Below are 20,389 nucleotides of genomic sequence, written 5' to 3'. Positions count from 1 at the left end.
TCCGCCTACCGCGCGAAGTGGCTGAGGCCGCGTACCGCTGCGCCGACGATTGGGACGTGTCCCTGTCAGAAGCCGGATCTAGACTCATCGAGTCCGGTTACATAAGCCTCCGCTCGCAGCCGAAAACCTCTGCCTTAGTGAATGATTCGTGCCGAGAAGCCTCTGCTGGTCTGAACCAGTCCACCAAACCCAGCGACGGACGGAGGGGATGCGACTCGGGGGCGTAGAGAAGTCGCCGCCTTAGCGGCGGCCCCAGATATGGCGAAGGGCCGGGCTGGCACCCGACCCCTCGCTTGCGGCCCTGAGAGCCGCAGTTCCAGATAAGCCCCTCCGAAGGGACCTCATGATTGCAACGCATTCCTGCGCCCATGTCAACGCTCCGACAAGTGTGTCGACACCTCAGCGCCGCGGCGGTGCTACCGGTGGCTGAATTTCGCACTGCTCCGATCGCCGCGTCCCTCTCCTTCAAAACTCATGATGACGATGCCGTCCAAACAGTCGACTGGGATGACGCGAACGGCGTCGCAACGTGCTCGCTCAAACCCTGGCGGACATTCCGGTGGTGGTACGGGCAGCGCCACTACTCCGGGACCTACTGGTCCGCGACAATGCAAGATCATGTGATCTATGAATCCCGGCTCGAGCTAACCAGGCTCATCTACGCCGACTTCGACCCTGAAGTGACTTCTATTGTCGCCCAGCCCTTCCTGATCGAGTCGGTCGTGGACGGCGAGAGGCGGAGACGCATCCCCGACTACCTGCTCCTAACATCACCCGGGCCGGTGGTGGTCGACGTCAAACCAATGGCCCGCGCAACCGCACCCAAAGTCTCTTACGCCCTGAAGTGGACGCGGGAACTCATCCAGGAGTTGGGGTGGCGCTACGAAGTGTGGACCGAGCCGCCGCCAATTGAACTCGCGAATCTTCGCTTCCTCGCCGGATACCGTGATGAGCGCCGGATGAACGCTGGCGTCGTTGAAAAGCTCCGCGGCAGCGAGATCGATGGGCTTTCGATCCAGCAGGCAATCCAGTCCTGCGACGGATGGCCACAACCTCTCGCCCATGCCGGTGTGTGTCATCTACTCTGGCGCGGGGCGATACGCACGGACCTGAGTGCCACACTGCAAGCGTCGTCTGTTCTACGCGAGGTGCCGAACTCATGAAGCATAGGCGACGAGTCGGCCCTGGAGCCCGTCTGACCTACCAGGGCGAACTGATCGAAATCGTTGAGATCCGCACGGCTTCCGGCGGCAACATCGCAATCGTTAAATCACTCGGCACCAACCAAATTCGTGCTGTCGCATTTAGCGACATCCTGATGTACCGGTCTGAGCAACCACACGAAGAGGCCTGGGACGCGGGAGACGATGAATCGGTCGAGGACGTTGCCGCCACCATCCTGGGCACGCTCAACGAGGCGGAGCGCAACGCGGTCCGCGATCGCGCTCGCCACATCCGGGAAGTCCTTACGGGTTTTCGTGACGAAGTTGGCGGATCCTCCACCACCGACGAGCCGAAGCCGCAGTACGACCCAGCGCTGTCGCTGAGCGCACGGTACGCAGCAAAGGCCGTCGAACTCGGTGTCGACATGCGCACCATCCAACGGATGGTGGCCGAATACCGGGCGCACGGGGAGGCAGGTCTGGCCAGAGGCAAGGGGGTCAGGGTGAAATCCATGCCGAGTGTGGACAGCCGCTGGCGGGATGCCGCCGTGGAGGTCATGGTGGAAAGCGTCGATCAATCGCGCCCTTCCCGCACCGCGGTAATCAAGCGCACGAACGCTCGCGTGATTGCTCGCTTCGGGCCCGACGTCGTGCCATTACCTAGCCGTGCCACTGCCTTTCGGATGCTGACCGAACTGGAAACTAAGCATCCAACCTTCCGATTGAGCACCAAACGCAACCGTGACATCGCTGAGCGAAACCCCGGTGTTTACGGAAAGCTGCGCCCCACGCGGCCGGGGGAATACATGCTCATGGACACAACCAGGTTGGATGTGTTCGCGATGGACCCTCTGACCCTGCGGTGGTGTCAGGTGGAGCTGACCGTGGCGATGGACTGGTACACACGCTGCATCGTCGGCCTGCGTCTGACGCCGGTGTCCACCAAGTCCGTAGACGTAGCGACGGTGTTGTACCAGGCCTACCGGCCACCGGCCGCGCCATCTACATGGCCCCCGGAGGCGACTTGGCCAGAACACGGAATCCCCTGCTCCGTTCTCCTGGATACCAACGGCATCGAACGTGAAGGCGTCCGCGCGGTCGGCCCAGCCATCGTCCCGGAAACGCTGATCGTCGATCACGGAAAGGTGTACGCCTCCGATCACATGAACAGCGTCTGCCAGCGGATGGGTATCTCAATTCAGCCGGCACGCCTACGAACTGGGCGAGACAAAGGACCGATCGAACGCTTCTTTCGCACAATCCGTGAAGACCTGTTACAGCTTCTGCCCGGGTACAAAGGCCCTGATATCCACTCCCGGGGCCGACACCCCGAATCAGAGAGACATTTCTACATCAACGAACTCGAAGCAATCATCCGCGAGTGGATCGCGGTGGTGTACCACCGCAGGCCACACGCCGGCTTGATCGAAGCCGCGCTGCCGGGCCTCGAACTCTCGCCAGTCACGATGTTCGAGCACGGGCTCGCACGGGCGGGATATATCGAGGCACCCCGCAACCCCGACCTGGCCTACGAGTTCCTCGCTGTCAAGAAGCGGACAATCCAGCCCTACGGTATCGAGATCGACGGTCGGAGATACAAAGGCCGAGTCCTCAATGGGCGTCAACACCAACGAAGCCCCTACCCAGGAGGATTGTGGCCGGTCCATTGCCACCCCGACGACATCTCCCGGATCTACTTCCGCGATCCCGACAGTCGTACCTGGCACACCTTGGTGTGGGAACACGCCGGCGCACTCGACATTCCCTTCAGCGACGAAGCACTGCAATACGGCCGGAAGCTGGCCAAACAGCAGTACACCTACCCCAATGACGAGTTAGCCATGGAGCTGCTCCTCGAGCGTTGGAATCTTGGCCTGGGTAGATCCGCGGCTGAGCGGCGAATCGTGCTTCGCCTATCGCGGGATGATCAATTGCGTGGTGCAGCAACCGCTGATGAGTCAGAACCAACGTCGAAGCTGCCGTCGGTTCGACATGCACTGTCCGAATCAGCCGGGATGGGGGCGGATGAACCCACCCCCGTCGAGACAGCGACGGACCCCGATGATGACGACGACAGTCCTGAGGACTTCTACGCCGACGCCTGGGAGGACGCGTGACGACAGCACCGCGCGTCCGCCGGAAGCCACCTACCCTGGACAATCTGACCCTGTCGCGCAAGGAAGGCTGGTTCGCGTTCGCCAACAGTCCTATCCTTTCGGCGCCCGAGCGACTAACCCAATTCGAGCTGATGAACCTGAACGATGACCAGTTGGCGAAGTACAACGCGCAACGGCGCCACTGGCATGCGAACCTCGGGCCGATCAGGACCCCACAGTTGGCGAATCTGCACGAGGACTTGTGGGACATTGTGGACAGCAACCTACAGACCGGTGACAAACCGAAAAGCGCAGTCGCCGTTGATGGTTTCCCGGGGTTAGGCAAGACCACTGCGGCGCTGGCTTTCGCCAAAGATTTTCACATTCGGGAGATCGCAGAGTACGGGCATACGACTGCTGAGGGCCACGAACGGATTCCAGTTTGCCGCGTCGGCCTCGCCGGTAACACCGGGATGCTGGATTTCAACCGGGCGATGCTCGGGTACTTCGGGCACCCTGGCATCAGCCGCGGTACGGCAGCGCAGCTTGCGCATCGAGTACTCGACTGCGTGTTGAGCTGCGAGACCAGACTGTTGATGATCGACGACTTGCACTTCTTGCGATGGGGAAACAGCCAAAGCGTCGAGATCAGCAATCATTTCAAGTACATCGCGAACGAGTTCCCGGTGACGATCATGTACATCGGTGTCGGGTTAGCGGCCAAGGGACTGTTCTCCGAGGGAGAGTCCTATCAAGACGCTGTTATCGCCCAAACAGGGAGGCGCACAACACGACTCACCATGGATTCGTTCGATATCAAGACGAAATCCGCGCGACAGTGCTGGCGACAACTGCTCCTGACACTAGAAAGAAGAATAGTCCTTGCCGGAAGTTACCCGGGAATGATCGCAGATGAACTCTCGGACTACCTCTGGGCCCGTTCCACCGGTCATATCGGCTCCCTGATGACTCTGATCAACCGGGGGTGCCAGCGAGCCGTACGTACGGGCGAGGAACGCCTTAGCAAGGACCTGCTCGATTTGGTCAAGAACGACGCCGCGGCTGAAAAGGCACGTAGAGAGCTTGAGTCGGCGTTGACCAATGGCAAGATCACAACCCGCGTCGGCGCAACATGAGCATCACCGCGCGGCGCATCCCGATCAACGTCGAGCCCATCGACGGCGAGGCACTCGATTCCTGGCTAGAAGCTCTCGCTGCTCGCACTCACACGAGTTGGGGTGATCTGCTCACCGCCGTCGGCCTGGGTGGTGTTGCACCAGTCCGATGTCTACCGCAGTGGATGGTGGCGATCACGATGAATCAGCAATCCGCACTGCACGCAGCAACGGGCATCGAACCAGCCACGCTCGCTGCAATGACGCTTTCCCACTACGAAGGACGAGCACTGGCCATCGATAACACGCGCACGACCCTTGACAACAACTTCCCCTGGAGCCCACGAGCAGGTTCACGATTCTGTCCGCAGTGTCTCTCGGAATCCGGCGGCCGAAGGCTGCTCACCTGGCGGCTAGGATGGACCTTCGCGTGTCTCCGGCATCGATGCCTGCTTGCTGACGGTTGCCCTGGGTGCCGAAGCCGCGTAGTGGAACGGCCCCGCCGCTTCGACCCAATTCCGAAGCCGGCCAGATGCGAAGCTGCGGATGGTGTCCGAACCCCCAAAGACGCGCGGTGCGGGATCGACCTTTCGATCGCTGAGACTCTCACGTTCAACGACGAGGCGCATCCCGTCCTTATGGCGCAGCGATGGATCGACGGCGTCATAGCCGGGAAGCGTGTGGGGTCGGGTCTTCACGCCCGGTGTGATGAAGGGGGCCGCGATGTGTTGTCCTCCGTGAGGGCAATCGCCATCAGAGCCTTGTCCTACGCGACACCGGACGAACTCGAACCTTTCATCGCCGGCGACCTGCTCAACGCCTATCGCCGCGACCACCCGCAACTCCCTACCGCCACACGCCGCAGTGACTCTAGGCAGCTGAGGATTCGATCGCCCCGGTCCGCAAGCTTGACCGCGGCCGGAGTCCTTGCTGCGCTTCGCTGCCTTGAGCAACCAGACGTGCAAACAGCGGCAAACGAGCTCCGTTGGTTGACGAAGGCGATGCGCACGCGGAAAGCCCTGCCCTGCACTACCAATCTGCTCTGGACTCCAGGAATATCAAGGGCCGTCGAGCTCGCAGCACTTGGCCCGACGCTCAAACCAAGCGATCAGCTCCGATACCGGACGATTAGTTCGTGGCCTTCCGTGCCATCCAAGACGGCCCGCGAAGTCAAGGAGCTGTCCCGCAAGATCCCCACGCTTCTGTGGCCGAAGTTGTCGCTACCGCTGGCAATCCGCGGAAGCCACCAGCGCCAACTTCGCGCGGCGCTGTCGGTAGCACTGCTCCTCGTCGGTGCACGAATAGTGCTTAAGCACAGCGTGCGCATCATGCGCAGTCCCATTGACGAGCAGGGTGCTTCCCGTGCTCTGCAACTGCTCCACAAGCAGCCAGAATGGCTGGACATCAGCCGCGCTTTCAGTCGCCTTTCCGAATACCTGTACGACACTGACATCCCCATCGACTACGCGCGCAGACGCGCACTGGATTACCGCACGTTGCTACCGGACAACGTCTGGTTTCGCATCTGCAGAGAGACCGATACTGCAGCGCACGGGTCGGCCCGGGCCGCCGTAGCCCGCTGCTATTTGGAAGAGCGTATTTCCGGGGCACCTACTGGAGTCCAAGATCTGAAACCGATGGTGCGGAGCAAGATTGCCGACTTCCCGTACTACCTGACGCCCGCGCTCGCCGACGCGCTCGATGCTCACGCTCGTGCGTTCCTCGCGAGCCAGAATGTCCACGACGAGCCCGTCCGCTATGAACCTCCGTCGACGTGCTTGGCCGGACTTCGGTTGCCAGGCATTGACCCGGATGAGGCGGACGTCGACACGCTCCACCATTATCTGCAGGACGGGTTGCCGCTCGGCCGCGCCGCTGAGCGAGCCGGCATCGAACTAGAGGTCGCCCGCTACCTCCTGAGTGCCTATCCCTGCCCCGCACTGCGCGACGGGGACCACAGTGCTTATTTCCTTGCTAGGAAGGCCTTTCCGCGCCACCGGTTCATCGATCACTACAACGTGGCGGGTAACAGCCTGCGTGATATCGCCGAGATCGCCGGCGTCAGCAGACAGACCATGGCGCGACTGGCGAAAGACTACGAGATCGACCTACGCGTTGGCGGACGGTCCCAGAAGCACAATGTCGAGCGCGAGTGGCTCTATACGGAGTACATCGTCCGCGGACGGACGCTTCCGGAGCTCGCTCGTGACCAAGGCGTAGGTGCGTCGACAATTGCTCGGTGGGCAAGAGCGCACGGGATTCCGTTGCGGCCCCGTGGCGGTACAAGAAAGGCAGTCGGTTAATCGTCCCTATCGCCCAGCACTGCTCACCGGTGTCTCGCTTGCCGAGCGATTCGTACCAAATCAGCGGACCACGGCGGCGGAGTTGGCCGCAAAGTCGTAGCGGCACATGCAGTTTCGAACGAAATGCCGAGGAGGCTGCACCACTGTGCGAGTCGTCCCGGGTAGCACCTGGGACCCACGACGATGGTGCTAGACAGGATGCTCACGACGATTCCTCGCCCTCCCAGCCCGCAAGTTCGGTGTCGGGTAAAGGCTCGTCAAAGTTCGCGGGCACAGACAGGCTCGGCAGTTGCCCAAACGTCCGCTGGGCGTGGGTGGTGGGCACGGAGTCGAGGCGTTCGGGCTCGAACTCGACGTCATGGCCGCTGTCGGCGCCGAGGAGTACCGACATAGGAGCATCTTCACCCGACAACGCATCGGCCAGGATCGCACGGACTTCGGCTTCGACGGAGTGACGGTGACGCGCGGCGCGCGCTCGCAGTGCAGCCATAGAGCCCTCGGGAAGGTCGCGGATCACGAGCGGCTCCACACGAGCGACGATATCAGCCGAGGCCGGGCTTCGGAGTTTGTCGCTAGAGCGCCCACCGGATTCCTGCCCGAACTGGTCCGGACTGAGCCGCCTACATCGACTCCCGAATCCGCGGACGAACGACTCCGCGCGCAGGATCTCCCGAGTCGGGCTGGGCGGTCTCCGCGATGGCTAGTGCTTCCTCGGACGAAAGGCGTTGTTCATCAATGAAACTCGCCTGCGCGCTGCCAAGCTGCCTGGGTATCGATCCAGGTTCCATCTGTTTGCCGCTTGCGCTGCCACTCGAGTCGGACGAGTTCGGCGGCCCGTGCGATGTGCTGGGCGTGCATATCGAGGAGGTGGTCCTCAAGAGCTGCGGTTTCGCGGCGGTGTTTATCGAAGCGACGACGTTCCACTGCTGTCAAGTGGCTGTAGCAGTGTTGCGCAAACTCACCGGAGCCGAGATACACGGCTGAGTTACTGCACGCCCGTTGTGCTTTGGTGACCGACGTACACGACGGTCTTGGAGCCCTTAGCTCGGTGCCGTCGTCAATCGGTGCTGCGTCGTCCATCAGGGCATCGAATAGCGATGCTGCGGGCTCGCGCGGCCGGACCCTGCGGGCTCCCGATCTGACGGCGGCATGGTGACGGGCAAAGATTGCCTTAGGCCGCGAGAAGTAGTCGCTCCACGCGGCCTCCAGTTCAGCCTGCTGGTTCAACAGACTGGCCGCGCGAAACGCTGACCGCGCCGTGTGTTGAATCGCGCCGAGTCCGCTGATGAGTTTGTCGAGGTTGAGACTGACGTCCTTCTGTATGTCACTGGCGACCAGCAGGCATTCCAGGAGCACCAGGCATAGCTGATCCATTACCTCAATGCCGTCAGGGGTCGCGAACTCCGCAGTTCTTGCGGCTTCCAGGTCCGACACCAGGCCTAATGTACTACTAGTAGGGCAGACATTGTTTGCGGACACCACTTTCCTGTCTGCGTGCCAACTCGTCCCAGTCAGAACGATCCGCAGAGGGTCGCCGAGTGGGAGCGGCTACGTCAGATGGTGGGCCTGAACATCCGTGACGCACGGACCGAGCAGGGTATGTCACAAGAGTCGCTTGCCCTTCTTTCGGGCGTGACCCGGAACGTCCTGATCGACGTCGAGCATGGCCGGCGTGGTTTGCTGTTCGAGCGCGTCTACGATCTGGCGCGTGCACTGCGGGTGCCGATCGAAACCCTTCTGCGCGAGCGATAACGCAACGAGCGGTCGGCGTGGGGGAGTTTTAACATCGCGGCCAAGCTCAATGTTTCTGGCTGAACAGCGAGGTCGACCGAACGGCCGCGGCTCAGCGCGTAGCGGCTTGCTGTGCGATGACGGGCGGATTGCGTGGAATGTCGTCACGCCGCAGATTTCCTGGGTAGCAGGGTGATGCGGCGATGACGCTTGGTGGGTAGGTCGGAGGATAGCTCGCTGTGATTTGGAGGACGTAGCCGTCCGGGGCGTATCCGAAGCGGTTCGGCTTTTCGTATCCGTCGCGCTCGATGACTTGCCAGCCCCAGCTTTTCCATACGTCACCGACCTCACTGACGAGATTGGTGAAGTCCATCTCGGCTGGCGTTTGGATGTCGCGCCAATCCGAGAACCGGACGGGTGCATCGGGCCCGCTTGGATCATCGTCGCAGTAGCGTGTGTCGCCGCCGGCGACGTAGCGGGTCCCGTCCAGACTGCTGCCTGGCGGCAGTGCGTTCACGGTGTCCTGCAGATAGCGAAGCACAGTGTCTTGCGCTTCCTGTTGACTCGCAGGAACTTTCGGCGACGGTACGGCAGGCGTAGCTTCCATGGGTCCTCCAGGGATGGGGGTAACGTCGGAACTTTCCGGGACGGACGTTTCTTCTGCTGGTTGGTTGCTCGGCGTACACGCAGCCAGCGAGACACCGACAAGAACGGCGGCCAGCATGGACATTGGGAATCGCGCAACGGTTTTCATGGTGACGTCTCTCAGAAGCTACGAGTGGAAAATCAGGCCAAATCGAGGTGCTGACGGACAACGGCGACGTCCTGCGTATGGACACGCGTGATTCGTTTCGACTTCACGGCGAAGGCGGATTTCTCGATTACCACCAGCCGTAATCCGTGCGCGGGGATTAGAGTGCGCTTGCGCGCGTCGTAGAGGCGGCGCTGCTCTCCTCGGCCGACCCCCGAGACGGTGTGCCGGCGGTCGAACAACGACGAAGGTTGCGAGTGCTGTTCCTCCTGGAACTCAACGACTAAACCTAGGTCTGGCCAGTACCCGTCGACGGGGAGCCGCGTGCCTCTCAGCCGTTTGGGAGATGGGTCTCCGCGTAGCCAGTCAAAGGTCGCCTGGCGGCATCCCCGAATCCCGAGGATCTCGTCGCAAAGGTCGAGGACGTAATGCTCGTCGGAGTCGGCACGGCTGCCCATGGACTGATTCTCACAGGGAGGCACATGTGATCTCGCTTGTACCAAGCGGCGGGACGCCTGACCGCTCGATTTCGATGGTCTTTCAGTCGAAAGCAGTCATGACACAGCCAACTAGCTGTACTGACCACGGACGTTAGGGACGGCGTGGTGAGGTGACAAGACGAAGACCTCCGAGTGAAGTGCGAGCTGCTTAGGAACGCACTACTCACTCCGGAGGTCTTCGTGGTCCACCGTAATGCCCCTTTGTGTCGGCTCCGGTTGAATCCTGAGCGGCCTGCTCCGGTTGAAAAGTGAGCAGGTTTACGGGGTTGAGTCTGCCTGACGATCGGCTTCCACGGAGGGCAGTGTGTCGATCGGGGTGTGTTTGATGCGGTAGCTGGCGCCTTTGAGGGCGATGACGTCGGCGTGGTGCACGATGCGGTCGATCATTGCCGAGGCGATGGTGGCCTCGCCGAAGACCTGGCCCCAGCGGGAGAACGGCAGGTTGGAGGTCAAGATGATCGACGATTTCTCGTAGCGGGTGGAGACGAGCTGGAAGAACAGGTTGGCCGCTTCGGTGTCGAATGGGATGTAGCCGACTTCGTCGATGACGATGAGCCCGTAGCGGCTGATCTTGCGCAGTTCGGCCTCGAGGCGGTTGGTGCGGTGGGCTTCGGCCAGGCGGGTGATCCAGCCGGTGGCCGGGGCGAACGCGACACGGTGCCCGGCGTGGGCCGCAGCGATCGCCAGCGCGGTGGCCAGATGGGTCTTGCCGGTGCCAGGTGGACCGAGTAGGACGATGTTGCGAGCTTCGGAAAGCCATCCGCCGGCTTCCAGTCGGGCGATCTGAGCGCGGTCGAGTGCGGGTTGTGCGGTGAAGTCGAAGTCGGTGATCGTCTTGATCGCCGGGAAACCGGCGTATCGGATGCGTTGGCGTGCTCCGGATTCCGCGCGGGCGTTGGATTCCACGGCCAGGACCGCGCCGAGGTAGTCCTCCAATGACCAGCCGGCGTCACGGCCCTGCTCGGCGAGCCGGTGGTAGTGCGCGGCGATGCGTGGAGCCTTGAGAAGACGTGCTTGATGGGCGATCAGCTTGTCGGCGTCACCCGGCGCTGACGGGGAGCGTTTAGCGGGCATCAGGCGACCTCCCCGGTCCCGAACCGCGCGTCATAGGCGCTCAGATCGGCTACCTCGACGTTTACCGTCAGATGCGATCCCGCGGCGGGACGAGCTCGGAACTGCTCCCGCAGCACCGCAGCGGCCCGAAGATGCTCCGGATCAGTGACGAGACCGGCTGTGCCCCAGAGTCGTTCGTGGTCGGCAACCAGCCGGTCGCCGCAGTAGGCGGTGATCCGGTCCAGACCGGTCCTTACGGTGATCATCCGGCCGATCACCTCCGGGTGCACCGAGTAGGCGTTACCGCCGCAGCTGACGTAGTAGTCGCGACCAAGCCGTGTCGCGACCGTGGTGCCCGTGGTCGGGGCCACCGGAGGCAGCGCGGTCATCGCCACCCGATCGGCGGACAGCGTTTCGGCCGGGATCAGGCCGGTGGTCGCGTGGATGCGGCAATTGGCGACCGAGTTCAGCCACGCCCACAACTGCGTGTTGAAGTCCGCCGCTGAGGCGAACGTCCGACCGGGCAGGAACGAGGTCTCCAGGTATCCGTTGGCCCGCTCGACCAGCCCCTTGGATTCGGGATCGTAGGGTCGAGTCTGGATCAGCCGGGTGGCCAGCACACCGCAGAACCCGGTGACACCCTCGGCCAGGCGGCCGCGTTGACCGATGCCGGACTCGTTGTCCCACAATAGTGTTCGCGGGACTGCGCCGACATCCTGCAGCAGGTGCCACATCCCGGCCAACAGATCCCCGGTCACCCGTGACGGGATCATCATCGCGGCGATGAACCGCGAATAGGCTGCGACCATCACCAGCACCGGGAACGACCGCAGCGCCCCGGCGTGATCGGGTACCAGCGCACCGGGGAACCACAGGTCGCACTGCACCTGCTCACCGGGCAGATGAACCAGCCGATCGCAGGGATCGGCCGGGGCGTACTCGGGGCGGATCCGTGCGACGTTCTCGGCGAACCAGGAGTGCCCGCCAGTCCAGCCGACCCGCTGGGCCAGCACCGTGGCCGGCATCGTCGGGAACTGCCCGAGCAGCGCCCGCACCGCCATCTCGATCTGCGCCCACGCTGACGTCATTGAAGGTGCGCGTTCATAGCGTGGTGGCGCCTCAGCGTTGATCGCCTTGGCCACGGTGTTGCGCGACAGAGACAACCTCCGCGCGATCGCAGCCTGCGACAGGTTCTCCGACCGATACAGCCGGCGAATCTCCGCCCAATCCTCCACAGTGATCACTCTCCAATCAGAAGGGTGCTCACTTTTCGACCGGAACTACCTGCTCACTTCTCGACCGGAGCCGACACTTTGTCTGAAACTGGCCGTCTGAGGCTGGCGCGCTGCATCGTCGATGACGGCTGGGCGTTGCGACGCGCAGCTGAACGCTTCCAGGTATCGGTGAATACAGCCTCGCGCTGGGCGAACCGCTACCGCGAGCTCGGCGCGGCGGGGATGGCCGATCGCAGCTCGCGGCCTCATCGCAGCCCGAATCGCACCCCCACGCGCACCGAGCGACGCATCATCGGCGTGCGGGTGACCCGTCGCTGGGGACCAGCCAGGATCGCCTACCTACTGCGGCTCAACGTCTCCACAGTGCACAACGTGCTGCGCCGCTACCGCATCGCCAAGTTGCGTTGGCTCGATCGCGCCACTGGGGCCGTGGTGCGGCGGATGGAGTCCGCGGCGTGCGGGGATTTGGTTCACGTCGATATCAAGAAGCTCGGCAAGATCCCCGCAGGCGGAGGCTGGCGGATGCTGGGCCGCACGGTAGGCAACCGCAACGCCCAGGCCGACAAAAGTTCGGGACAACGCTCGGCGCGCCGCCATCCGCTGCGCGGCTATCACTTCATCCACACCGCCATCGACGCCCATTCACGGCTGGTCTACTCCGAACTGCTGCCCGACGAACGCAAGGACACCGCCGCCGCCTTTTGGTTACGCGCCAACACATGGTTTCAGGAGTGCGGCATCATGGTGCGAAAAGTGTTGACCGACAACGGTTCCTGCTACCGATCACATACCTTCCGAGATGCCCTGGGTGATATCGAACATCGTCGGACTCGTCCATACCGGCCCCAGACCAACGGCAAGGTCGAGCGCTTCCATCGGACTCTGGCCGACGAATGGGCCTATGCCCGGCTTTACACCAGCGACGCGCAACGCTGCCAGGAGTACCCACGCTGGCTACACACCTACAATCACCACCGCGGCCACACCGCACTCGGCGGTCAACCACCAGCCAACCGTGTACCTAACCTCTCAGGTCAGTACAACTAGCTAGGCGGTTGTCGACTCGTGCCTGACCGGGGTAGTCCATAGCGAGTTGGGCCTGCTTTCGGCCTGAAATCGTGGCTAGCCATAAGCGCCAAGTGGGCAGGCGTGCTGACGTGCGGCAAACGGACCCATCGTCGAGCGTATCGGTAGAGCTGCTTGGTGGGATCGTGGTGCTCGCGCACTGAGACGCTAGCTCGAAGCGTTTCCGAGAAGCTGCCCGAGTCGTGCTGTCGGTAGGTGAATCCATCCTTCGCTTTGCACGCGTTCGAGTTGGTTGGCATCTGGGTGAATGGTCTGTCCAAGGGCGGTGGCTCGAGCAACGACGGATGCGACAACGGCATCGAGAGCGTGATCGCTGAACTTGCACTCTTGTTCGAACCGGCCGAAGTCGAGCAGTGGTGCTGACTCGCGGAACTGGTCGAGAAGGAGTGAGCGTGCGGGGAGTGCGTTGGCTCCCTTGTACCCCCGTGATGGGAGTGACCAGCAGGCAAGGGCAGAAGCGGGATAAACCTCGACCACGGGCCCGTTGACTCGGTCGACGACACCGAGTAGCTGCAGCAGTCCAGCGCACCTCATTGCCACGATGGCTATCTTCTCGGCTGCCACGCTTAACGGGTTCAGTCCGGTGTGGCTCTTCACGTGAAAGTCCGTAACGCGCCACAGCAGCGGACGTCGATGATCGACGGAGTCGAGTCTGGTGTCGTGAGGTTGTCCCGTTCGGTGCCGGCTGACGAAGTCCACGAAGGTACTGGGCCAACCGAACGGCGAGTCGATACCCGTCTTATCCGCCGCTGCGGTGAGATCAGCTATTCGACGATCGTCGGCTCCGACGACGAGGTCGGTGAGCGTTGCGCCGCGATCATGCCAATCGATGGTCGCGACCGCCGTTTCCTTGGGTTGTGCGGCCAAGTCGACGCCTACGGTGCGCATTGGTTTCGATTCGTCTCTTGCCTGACCTTCACTCGCGATTCCTGGAGATTGCGCTCACTCATCGCATTCACTCTTGCAGGATCGCCGCCTGATGGCGATGGGCGCGGACGCGCCCCGGTCCTCAATCGCGGGATTTGGACGTGCGTGTCGGTGACTCTCGGTATTTTGGGCAAACCTCGGCATCGAGGCAAGGGGAGGGGAACCCATGGGGGTAGCTGCTGGCTGGTACGACGATCCGTGGAGTCAGGCGGATCTGCGCTGGTGGGACGGTCGACAGTGGACGGGGCGGACGGCGACAACAAGCCGCGAGTCAGCGAGCACGGCTAATCCGGCGAACACGGTCGCAACGGGCATCGAGCATCTGATCGGTCGGGATGGCCGTATCGCGGTGATCGACGTCGAGACCACCGGTGTGTACAACAGTGACCGGATCGTCGAGATCGCAATCTTGACGCTGGACTGCGACGGCCGGGTTCACGATGAGTTCGAGACGCTCGTCCAGCCGCTGCGCGACGTCGGGCCGACATGGATCCATGGCATCGAAGCGAGCATGGTGCATCCCGCACCGACCTTCGCCGACGTCGCTCATCACGTCGCAGCGCGACTCAACGGCGCCGTAATCGCCGGACACAACGTCCGATTCGACATGCGGATGATCGGCAACGAACTTCTGGCCGCAGGCATCGACATCGAGTGGGGGATGGGCCTCGACACGCTCCGCGCGACCGGGTGCAAGCTCGGTCAAGCGTGCGAAGAGTACGGGATCGTGCTCGACGACGCACACCGCGCGATCGCCGACGCGCGCGCCACCGCGCGGTTGCTGTTCGCAACCCGCAGCCAGTACCTCGACGGGTGCTCGACGGCGACCGCCAGACCGCTGCACGTCACTCCGCTGCGTGTGCACGCCCGCGAAGGCCGTGTCGAGGTGCTCCCACCCGCGCCGTACCTGGCCGAACTCGCGCGCGGTATGCACACGAGCATCGACGTGGCTCCCTACGTCCAACTGCTGGACAGCGCGATGGCCGATTTGAAGCTGACACCCGACGAGCGGGAGGCGCTGAGCGAACTCGCGGGCGATCTCGGCCTCGACGCGCGTGGCGTCGCGCGTGCCCACCGCGAGTTCGTGAACGGTCTCATCGACGCCGCACTCGAGGACGGCGTCGTCACCGACGACGAGTACGACCAACTGTGTCGCGCGGCCGCGCTGCTGCAGGTCGACACGGAGTCGGTGATGAGCCGAATCGACCCGTTCCGGGCTGTCGTCGATCACCTCCAACTCACGCCGGGCATGACCGTGTGCTTCACCGGACAGGGACGCCTCGACGGCGAGTGCGTCAGCCGTGCGGAGCAGGAGCAGATGGCGCAGACGCACGGGTTGATCGTCGCGAAGTCGGTGACGAAAAAGGGGCCCGATGTCGTGGTCGCCGCGGATGGGGAATCGCGGTCGACGAAGGCGCGCAAGGCCCGACAGGCCGGCATTCCGATCTGCTCCTTCTCGGAGTTCGTCGCCGCACTCACCAACGGGACCGCTATGCCCTCGGCCCGAGCGGCCTCCAGTGGGGTGGCAATGGTGTGCATCAAGTGCGGAGGATCGTGGATGGCCCCGCGGCAGTCGATCGGCTCGATCTGCGTCGACTGCTCACGCGATGGTCTCCTGCAGCGCACGACAGGAGCAGCGCAACGGGTTCCGACCATCGCGGCGGTTGCCGTCGCGGCCGCCGTGGTGATGCTCGTCTGCGCCGATTGCGGGTCCGAGTGGGAGCGACCGAAGATGCGGGGTCGTAGACCGACGGTGTGCCCCGACTGCGCGCCGAAGCTGCAGACCTCGTGACGCCCGGGTATCAATCGGTCGCCGTGGTCGACGCCGCTGACGATCAGGTCGTGGTGTGGCAGGTCGACATCAGCGCGGACGCCGGGCTGACCCGCATGTGCGGGGCATGGATGATCGATTCGAGCGAGACCGACACACTGAAGAACCTGACGCAGTCGAGATATCTCGTCGCAACACCAGCGGGAGCGAAGGCCTGTGCTGGTGCTGGCGCGGAGGGCCACACAGGCGTCATCGATCTTCGACTCGTCGTTGAATCTGTCGAAGCCGAGATCCACTGTTTGCAAACAGCTTTCGATACGGCAATGGCGAAGTCGAAGTCAAAACTGATTGCACCGACATGGCCGCGGCTGCCTAACCCGATCGATTTGGGAGATCCGCCGCGAGACCGGAACGCACCCGACGACGTGGCGGCAGCGCTCGGCATCGCACGCTGGCTCGAAACCGTTGCGCTGGCGTGGGAATCGCTTGAGCAGCAGCGCCTGACCAGACGTTATCTGAGGGGCAAAGAAACGAGTCAGCGGCCGCTTCCAATACAACTCGCAAGCTGAAGGCCGCGCTGAGACGAGCGGACTGCGGATCTAAGAACCTCCGGCGTCGTCGACCAGAGACTACGGTCGCGAGCTGTAGCGCTGACTGACTGACTCGGGTGTTATCGGTCGCGGCGGCGGTTGTTGTAGCAGCCATCCGCCGATTAAATTCCGGGACCAATCGGCCACCCGCTACCCGATCGAGTCCATTGCATAGATCATGCGCGAGAATTTAAGGATGCTGCTCTCCGACTCGGCGCCGTGGTCCCGCCGAGCCCGTGAATCCCGATTTGGGTTTGCCGAGTTCCGTAGTTATCCGGAAGTTGCCGCTTTGAGCTGGCCGGATGATGTATTGGAGCAGTGGCTGTACGACCATGGCACCAATGGTTCATTCCTCGATGATTACAGCGATCTCGACCTTCGGATAATCCGGTGGGATGTCGAAGCCGTTCCTTTTGAGGCATTTCTTGATATACCGACCGGACCGTCCGATGCCGATTACATAGATGAAGTCGCATTGGACCCTGATCACTGGATTCGCGTTCGTTATCAAGGGGTCCACATCGGTGTATCGCAGTGTTGGAACGCGCACGGCACCTGGAAACGATGGCCCATCCTTCTTGACCGTCAGCTGCTGATCTCTGAGGAGCATGGTCTGCAAGTGGTAGAGGGTCGGACGCGGGTGGGGATTTTGAGGGGACGGCACCGGCTCGGGCAGCGAGTGGCTGAACACCACCTAGCTTGGGTTGGACGAAGGATCGACCGTGCTGCGTCGCGGGACCAGCAGAGCGCGTCGCTTGGATGAATCGCCCGGAAGGCGAGGTCCTCCTGCTCCGCTGGCATCCGTCGTCGCCCATCGTCTGGGCGCGGCGATTCGTGGCGCTACTAACGGTTTGGGCGTGGCGAAAGGTTGTGACGCGCGATTAGGAGACGGCCTGAGCTGGCCAGGCGGCAAACCTGCTTGCTGGCAAATGGAATTGGGGTGAATCGGTGACAGGTCCAGATGCGTTGGCGGGCAGGGCGCTTCCGCATGCGATCAAGGCGATCCGCGAGCTGGGGAAACCTGCCACTCAAGACAAGTTAGTGACTTCGCTGAAGCGCTACCTGGAGATTCCGAAGCTGACGTGGCGGCAGCGGGGCCGGCTGACAAAGGTGATCGGCAGTGAGGCTGCCGAGTACGCCTTGATGGATCAGGATCCGGTGGCGTTAGCGGCGGTGGTGGCAATAGCGCTGAGGGAGCCCGCCTCGGGACGTCCGCGGGCTGTCGCCGAGGCCCTGATCGCTGAGTATCCGGGTTGCGTCGACGGAGCTCAGCAGGCGATCGCGCTGGCCTACCAGCTGCGGTTGGTTCGCCATGCGCTCGACATGCACGGCGAGCAGCTCGACGGAATCGGCCAGACGGTGGCTGACCTCTACCAGCTCAGCGCGTCCGACCCTGGCCGGATCGACCCGGAGGTGTTGCTCAACGGGCCGCTCGATGGGCTCAAACTCCACGCCGATTACCGGCGGGTTGGCGAGCTTGCGGGCTCGGATTCTGGTGGTGCGGCCGAGTGTCTTTCGGTGATGATCGATCGGATTGAGGACGCTAATTATCCGCTCTTGACGCGGCGGTTCCGGCGCGAGCTCGCCGATCTGCTTGCTCAGGCGGGCCAGTATGAGCGTGCGGCCGACGCGTGGCTGCCGATGGTCGAGGACTCACTCTCCGGGGGATTCGGTTTCGGCCACGTCGATGCCTGCAACTCCTGGGAGGCCATGGCCACCTGCGACGGCGCCCCGGGGTGGCTTGCCTACCGGCGGGCGGTCGTGATCGTGTTGGACCACTGCATAATGGGTGACCGGTCGGCCGCCTCGGCGATTGAGGTTGCGGTCGCCGCGGCTGATGCCGGTGACCCCGCTGGGCCGGTGTGGTTGATGCATGCTGCGGAGGCCTGTCTTGCCGACGATGAGACGGCGGTCGTCGAGGAGCATCGGCAGCGGCTGCTCGCGGCCGCCGCTGCTGCAGTCGAGCCGATGGTGGCCGCGCGTCTGCGTTTGGCTGTTGCGGACGCGACGGATGATGCAGCCCTGTGGGAGCAGCTGATGGGGGGGACGGTTCCGGGCAGTGCGGGTACCCCGTCGGAGGTGGCCGCGCTGATTTTGGCGCGTCGTGGGCGAAAGTTGTTTCAGGACGGACGTCTTGATGATGCTGTCACGTCCTTTCGCATGGCGGCCGGTCGCGGCAGTCAGGTGCAGAATTGGCAGGACGCCGCGAACTGGGCCGCTTCAGCATCGGTGGCGCTCAAGCAGACCGAGGCTATTGATGTTGCCGTGTTGTCGACGCTGAGCGAGCAGCAGTCTGCGTTGCGTGACGCTGGCCCGGGAAGTCTGCTTACCGCGGGTTATGACATGCGTGGCTCGGCGACCGAGAAGCTGTTGGAGATCGCTGGTGGGAATACGAATCGTGCACGGACCGCGCGCATTCACCTGCGCCGCTACCTGAGACGGGCGATCGCGCTCGGCGAGATCAACGATGAGCTCGAAGCGCACGAGCTGCTGGCGCAGATGTACCTGCTGCTCGGCGATGCCGCGGCGGCGCTGGGGCATTCCCTGGCCGCTGGTGACGTCGCGCGTGCGGGTGAGGCCGCGGCGAAGCTGAGTACGTATTACGACTGTTTTGCCGCGGCCCAATCGCCAGTGCCCAATATTCGGGCGGCGGGCCTGCGTGCCGCCTTCAAAGAAGCCGATCTCGTTCCCGATGACCAGGTCGCGAGGTGGGCGCGGGCGGCACTCGACGATGCGCAGGCTCGCGTGACCGCGGCGATGGGGGCTGATCCGTATGTGGAGGCATACAGCACGCTGCGGGGGTTGGCCAATCGGTTTCCCGACGACCTGGTGCCCGAACTTCTCGATCTGGTGGCTGGGCGGTTGCCGGACAAATATGCGCTGCTTAGTGAGCAGATCACTCACATCTTGATCGAGCTGGGTCGCCACAGCCGGAATCACCAGGCGAGGATCGCCGGCCTGATAGCCACCACATTTGAGGACGCCGATGACATCGCGTATGACATCAGCGACGCCGCCCGATCCCTTACCGCGCCGCTGACGATGGTTGCCGACCGTCTGCGAGCACTCTTGAAGCCTGGCGAATATCGGCTGGGACGGCGTTCTGCCGCACTGACATTGGCTATCATTGGTGATAGTTCACCGCAGTTCGTCGAATACGCTGAGGCTGCGGTCGCCGAACAGCTTCCCGACCCATCCACCGGCCGGCCCGCGGGCGCCCCGGGGAATTGCGAGGATGCCGCGATCCTGGCCGCTGTGCTGCCGGCAGAGCGCCGCGCTGAGCTGGCCCGCTACTGCAGCACTCGGGTCGCCGACAGCAGCGCCGATGAGAACACTCGGATGAAGTATGCGAACGCTTGCCGGCTGGCTGTCGATGGGCTGCCTGCCGAGATCCGGGCGGAGCTGTTCGACCAGCTGTTCCCGCAGCAGGCATCCGCCGAGAGCCAGCATCCTCACGACGTGGCGCGGCGACAGCTTGAAAGCCCGTTCAGTTTCATCCGGGTGACTACCCACAGCACCGAACGGCTTCGCCGGCATATCGCAAAGGCCCTCGCGGCGCTGGCCACCGATCATGACCGTCAGGACCGTCTGTGGAAGGCGACGCAGCAGATTGCGGTGTCGGGCAGTTCAATTGATGTGAACACCGTCGGCGATGTCGGGTTCGTCCTGGCCAGGGCCGGATACGCAGCTCAATTACCGTGGGTGGCGATGACATGCAGTTCGAACGCGAACATGAGATCTCTTGCTGCAGCGCTGATTCCATACATGCCCGAGATTGATCCGGAGTTGGCGACAAATCTGGCCAATGATCCCAAACCGCCGGTACGGCGCGAGCTCGCCCAAGCTGTCGTCAACATCCGAAACAGCACTTCGGGCGGTGACGCCAGCCGACACGACGATTGGATCGGTCCGGTGGTCGAGATCCTGAGCGGTGATCCAAGCTATCGCGTGCGCCAGATAGTGAGCCGGTTGAGCGAGTAAGAACGCCTGCCGATGATCCTTGGCGATGTCGTGGCACGCCGGGGACAGCCCGTCCCGCAGCGCCGATGTCAAACCTCAGAACCACGC

Annotated in this window: 16 protein-coding genes and 2 pseudogenes; 11 read left to right on the top strand and 7 right to left on the bottom strand. The window is 63.1% G+C overall.

Features of this window, described 5'->3' with window-relative positions:
- Positions 1-422 precede the first annotated feature (422 nt).
- The 5 genes and pseudogenes from ACZ50N_RS26975 (at position 423) to ACZ50N_RS26955 (ending at position 6,677) form a co-directional block, all read left to right on the top strand.
- The gene (locus ACZ50N_RS26975; RefSeq protein WP_464474243.1) at positions 423-1,163 is read left to right on the top strand and encodes a TnsA-like heteromeric transposase endonuclease subunit; all 741 of its coding nucleotides are present in this window, start codon (positions 423-425) and stop codon (positions 1,161-1,163) included.
- Positions 1,160-3,280, top strand: coding sequence for a TnsB C-terminal domain-containing protein (locus ACZ50N_RS26970; RefSeq protein ID WP_464474242.1), 2,121 nt, complete (start codon positions 1,160-1,162; stop codon positions 3,278-3,280). Before ACZ50N_RS26975 ends, ACZ50N_RS26970 begins: the two co-directional genes overlap by 4 nt.
- Entirely contained in the window at positions 3,277-4,395 is a 1,119-nt protein-coding gene (locus ACZ50N_RS26965; protein ID WP_464474241.1) for a TniB family NTP-binding protein, read from the top strand. The genes ACZ50N_RS26970 and ACZ50N_RS26965 overlap by 4 nt, the downstream gene beginning before the upstream one ends.
- Positions 4,392-4,817 (top strand): annotated as a pseudogene (locus tag ACZ50N_RS26960) (TniQ family protein); the annotation flags it as partial. The gene ACZ50N_RS26965 and the pseudogene ACZ50N_RS26960, both read left to right, overlap by 4 nt.
- 702 nt (positions 4,818-5,519) lie before the next feature.
- Positions 5,520-6,677, top strand: coding sequence for a hypothetical protein (locus tag ACZ50N_RS26955; RefSeq protein WP_464475750.1), 1,158 nt, complete (start codon positions 5,520-5,522; stop codon positions 6,675-6,677).
- 313 nt (positions 6,678-6,990) lie between these two features.
- Here ACZ50N_RS26955 and ACZ50N_RS26950 read toward each other — a convergent pair.
- Both ACZ50N_RS26950 and ACZ50N_RS26945 read right to left on the bottom strand, forming a co-directional pair.
- Positions 6,991-7,206: pseudogene (locus ACZ50N_RS26950) on the bottom strand (FitA-like ribbon-helix-helix domain-containing protein); the annotation flags it as partial.
- 203 nt (positions 7,207-7,409) lie between these two features.
- A complete protein-coding gene (locus ACZ50N_RS26945) occupies positions 7,410-8,111 on the bottom strand; it encodes a hypothetical protein (protein ID WP_464474240.1) in 702 nt (233 codons plus the stop codon).
- A 60-nt stretch (positions 8,112-8,171) separates the two neighbouring features.
- Between ACZ50N_RS26945 and ACZ50N_RS26940 the strand changes: the two genes are divergently transcribed.
- A complete protein-coding gene (locus tag ACZ50N_RS26940) occupies positions 8,172-8,429 on the top strand; it encodes a helix-turn-helix domain-containing protein (protein ID WP_464474239.1) in 258 nt (85 codons plus the stop codon).
- Positions 8,430-8,520: 91 nt separating this feature from the next.
- On the opposite strand, the gene ACZ50N_RS26935 is transcribed toward ACZ50N_RS26940, so the two are convergent.
- The 4 genes from ACZ50N_RS26935 to istA form a co-directional block, all read right to left on the bottom strand.
- Positions 8,521-9,162, bottom strand: a complete 642-nt coding sequence (locus ACZ50N_RS26935; RefSeq protein ID WP_464474238.1) for a hypothetical protein — start codon at positions 9,160-9,162, stop codon at positions 8,521-8,523.
- A 32-nt stretch (positions 9,163-9,194) separates the two neighbouring features.
- Complete coding sequence (locus ACZ50N_RS26930; protein WP_464474237.1) at positions 9,195-9,617, bottom strand: hypothetical protein; 423 nt, start codon at positions 9,615-9,617, stop codon at positions 9,195-9,197.
- 300 nt (positions 9,618-9,917) lie between these two features.
- Positions 9,918-10,733 (bottom strand): IS21-like element helper ATPase IstB, encoded by an 816-nt coding sequence (gene istB / locus ACZ50N_RS26925; protein WP_464474236.1) that lies wholly within the window; start codon positions 10,731-10,733, stop codon positions 9,918-9,920.
- Positions 10,733-11,947 (bottom strand): IS21 family transposase, encoded by a 1,215-nt coding sequence (gene istA, locus ACZ50N_RS26920; RefSeq protein ID WP_464475736.1) that lies wholly within the window; start codon positions 11,945-11,947, stop codon positions 10,733-10,735. Before istA ends, istB begins: the two co-directional genes overlap by 1 nt.
- 78 nt (positions 11,948-12,025) lie before the next feature.
- On the opposite strand from istA, the gene ACZ50N_RS26915 reads away from it, so the two are divergent.
- A complete protein-coding gene (locus ACZ50N_RS26915; protein ID WP_464475735.1) occupies positions 12,026-12,994 on the top strand; it encodes an IS481 family transposase in 969 nt (322 codons plus the stop codon).
- Positions 12,995-13,180: 186 nt separating this feature from the next.
- Here ACZ50N_RS26915 and ACZ50N_RS26910 read toward each other — a convergent pair whose 3' ends face one another.
- Entirely contained in the window at positions 13,181-13,921 is a 741-nt protein-coding gene (locus ACZ50N_RS26910) for a DUF429 domain-containing protein (RefSeq protein WP_464474235.1), read from the bottom strand.
- A 205-nt stretch (positions 13,922-14,126) separates the two neighbouring features.
- Between ACZ50N_RS26910 and ACZ50N_RS26905 the strand changes: the two genes are divergently transcribed.
- From ACZ50N_RS26905 to ACZ50N_RS26890, 4 genes are all read left to right on the top strand, one after another.
- On the top strand, positions 14,127-15,752 hold the full coding sequence (locus tag ACZ50N_RS26905) for an exonuclease domain-containing protein (protein ID WP_464474234.1): 1,626 nt from the start codon (positions 14,127-14,129) through the stop codon (positions 15,750-15,752).
- On the top strand, positions 15,749-16,300 hold the full coding sequence (locus ACZ50N_RS26900) for a hypothetical protein (protein ID WP_464474233.1): 552 nt from the start codon (positions 15,749-15,751) through the stop codon (positions 16,298-16,300). Before ACZ50N_RS26905 ends, ACZ50N_RS26900 begins: the two co-directional genes overlap by 4 nt.
- Before the next feature lie 217 nt (positions 16,301-16,517).
- Positions 16,518-17,084 (top strand): hypothetical protein, encoded by a 567-nt coding sequence (locus tag ACZ50N_RS26895; RefSeq protein WP_464474232.1) that lies wholly within the window; start codon positions 16,518-16,520, stop codon positions 17,082-17,084.
- A 185-nt stretch (positions 17,085-17,269) separates the two neighbouring features.
- A complete protein-coding gene (locus ACZ50N_RS26890) occupies positions 17,270-20,302 on the top strand; it encodes a hypothetical protein (RefSeq protein WP_464474231.1) in 3,033 nt (1,010 codons plus the stop codon).
- The last annotated feature ends 87 nt before the right edge of the window (positions 20,303-20,389 follow it).

Source organism: Mycolicibacterium obuense (assembly GCF_055397605.1).
Note: the sequence above shows the minus strand (reverse complement) of the source record. Positions and strands in the feature narration are given on the sequence as shown.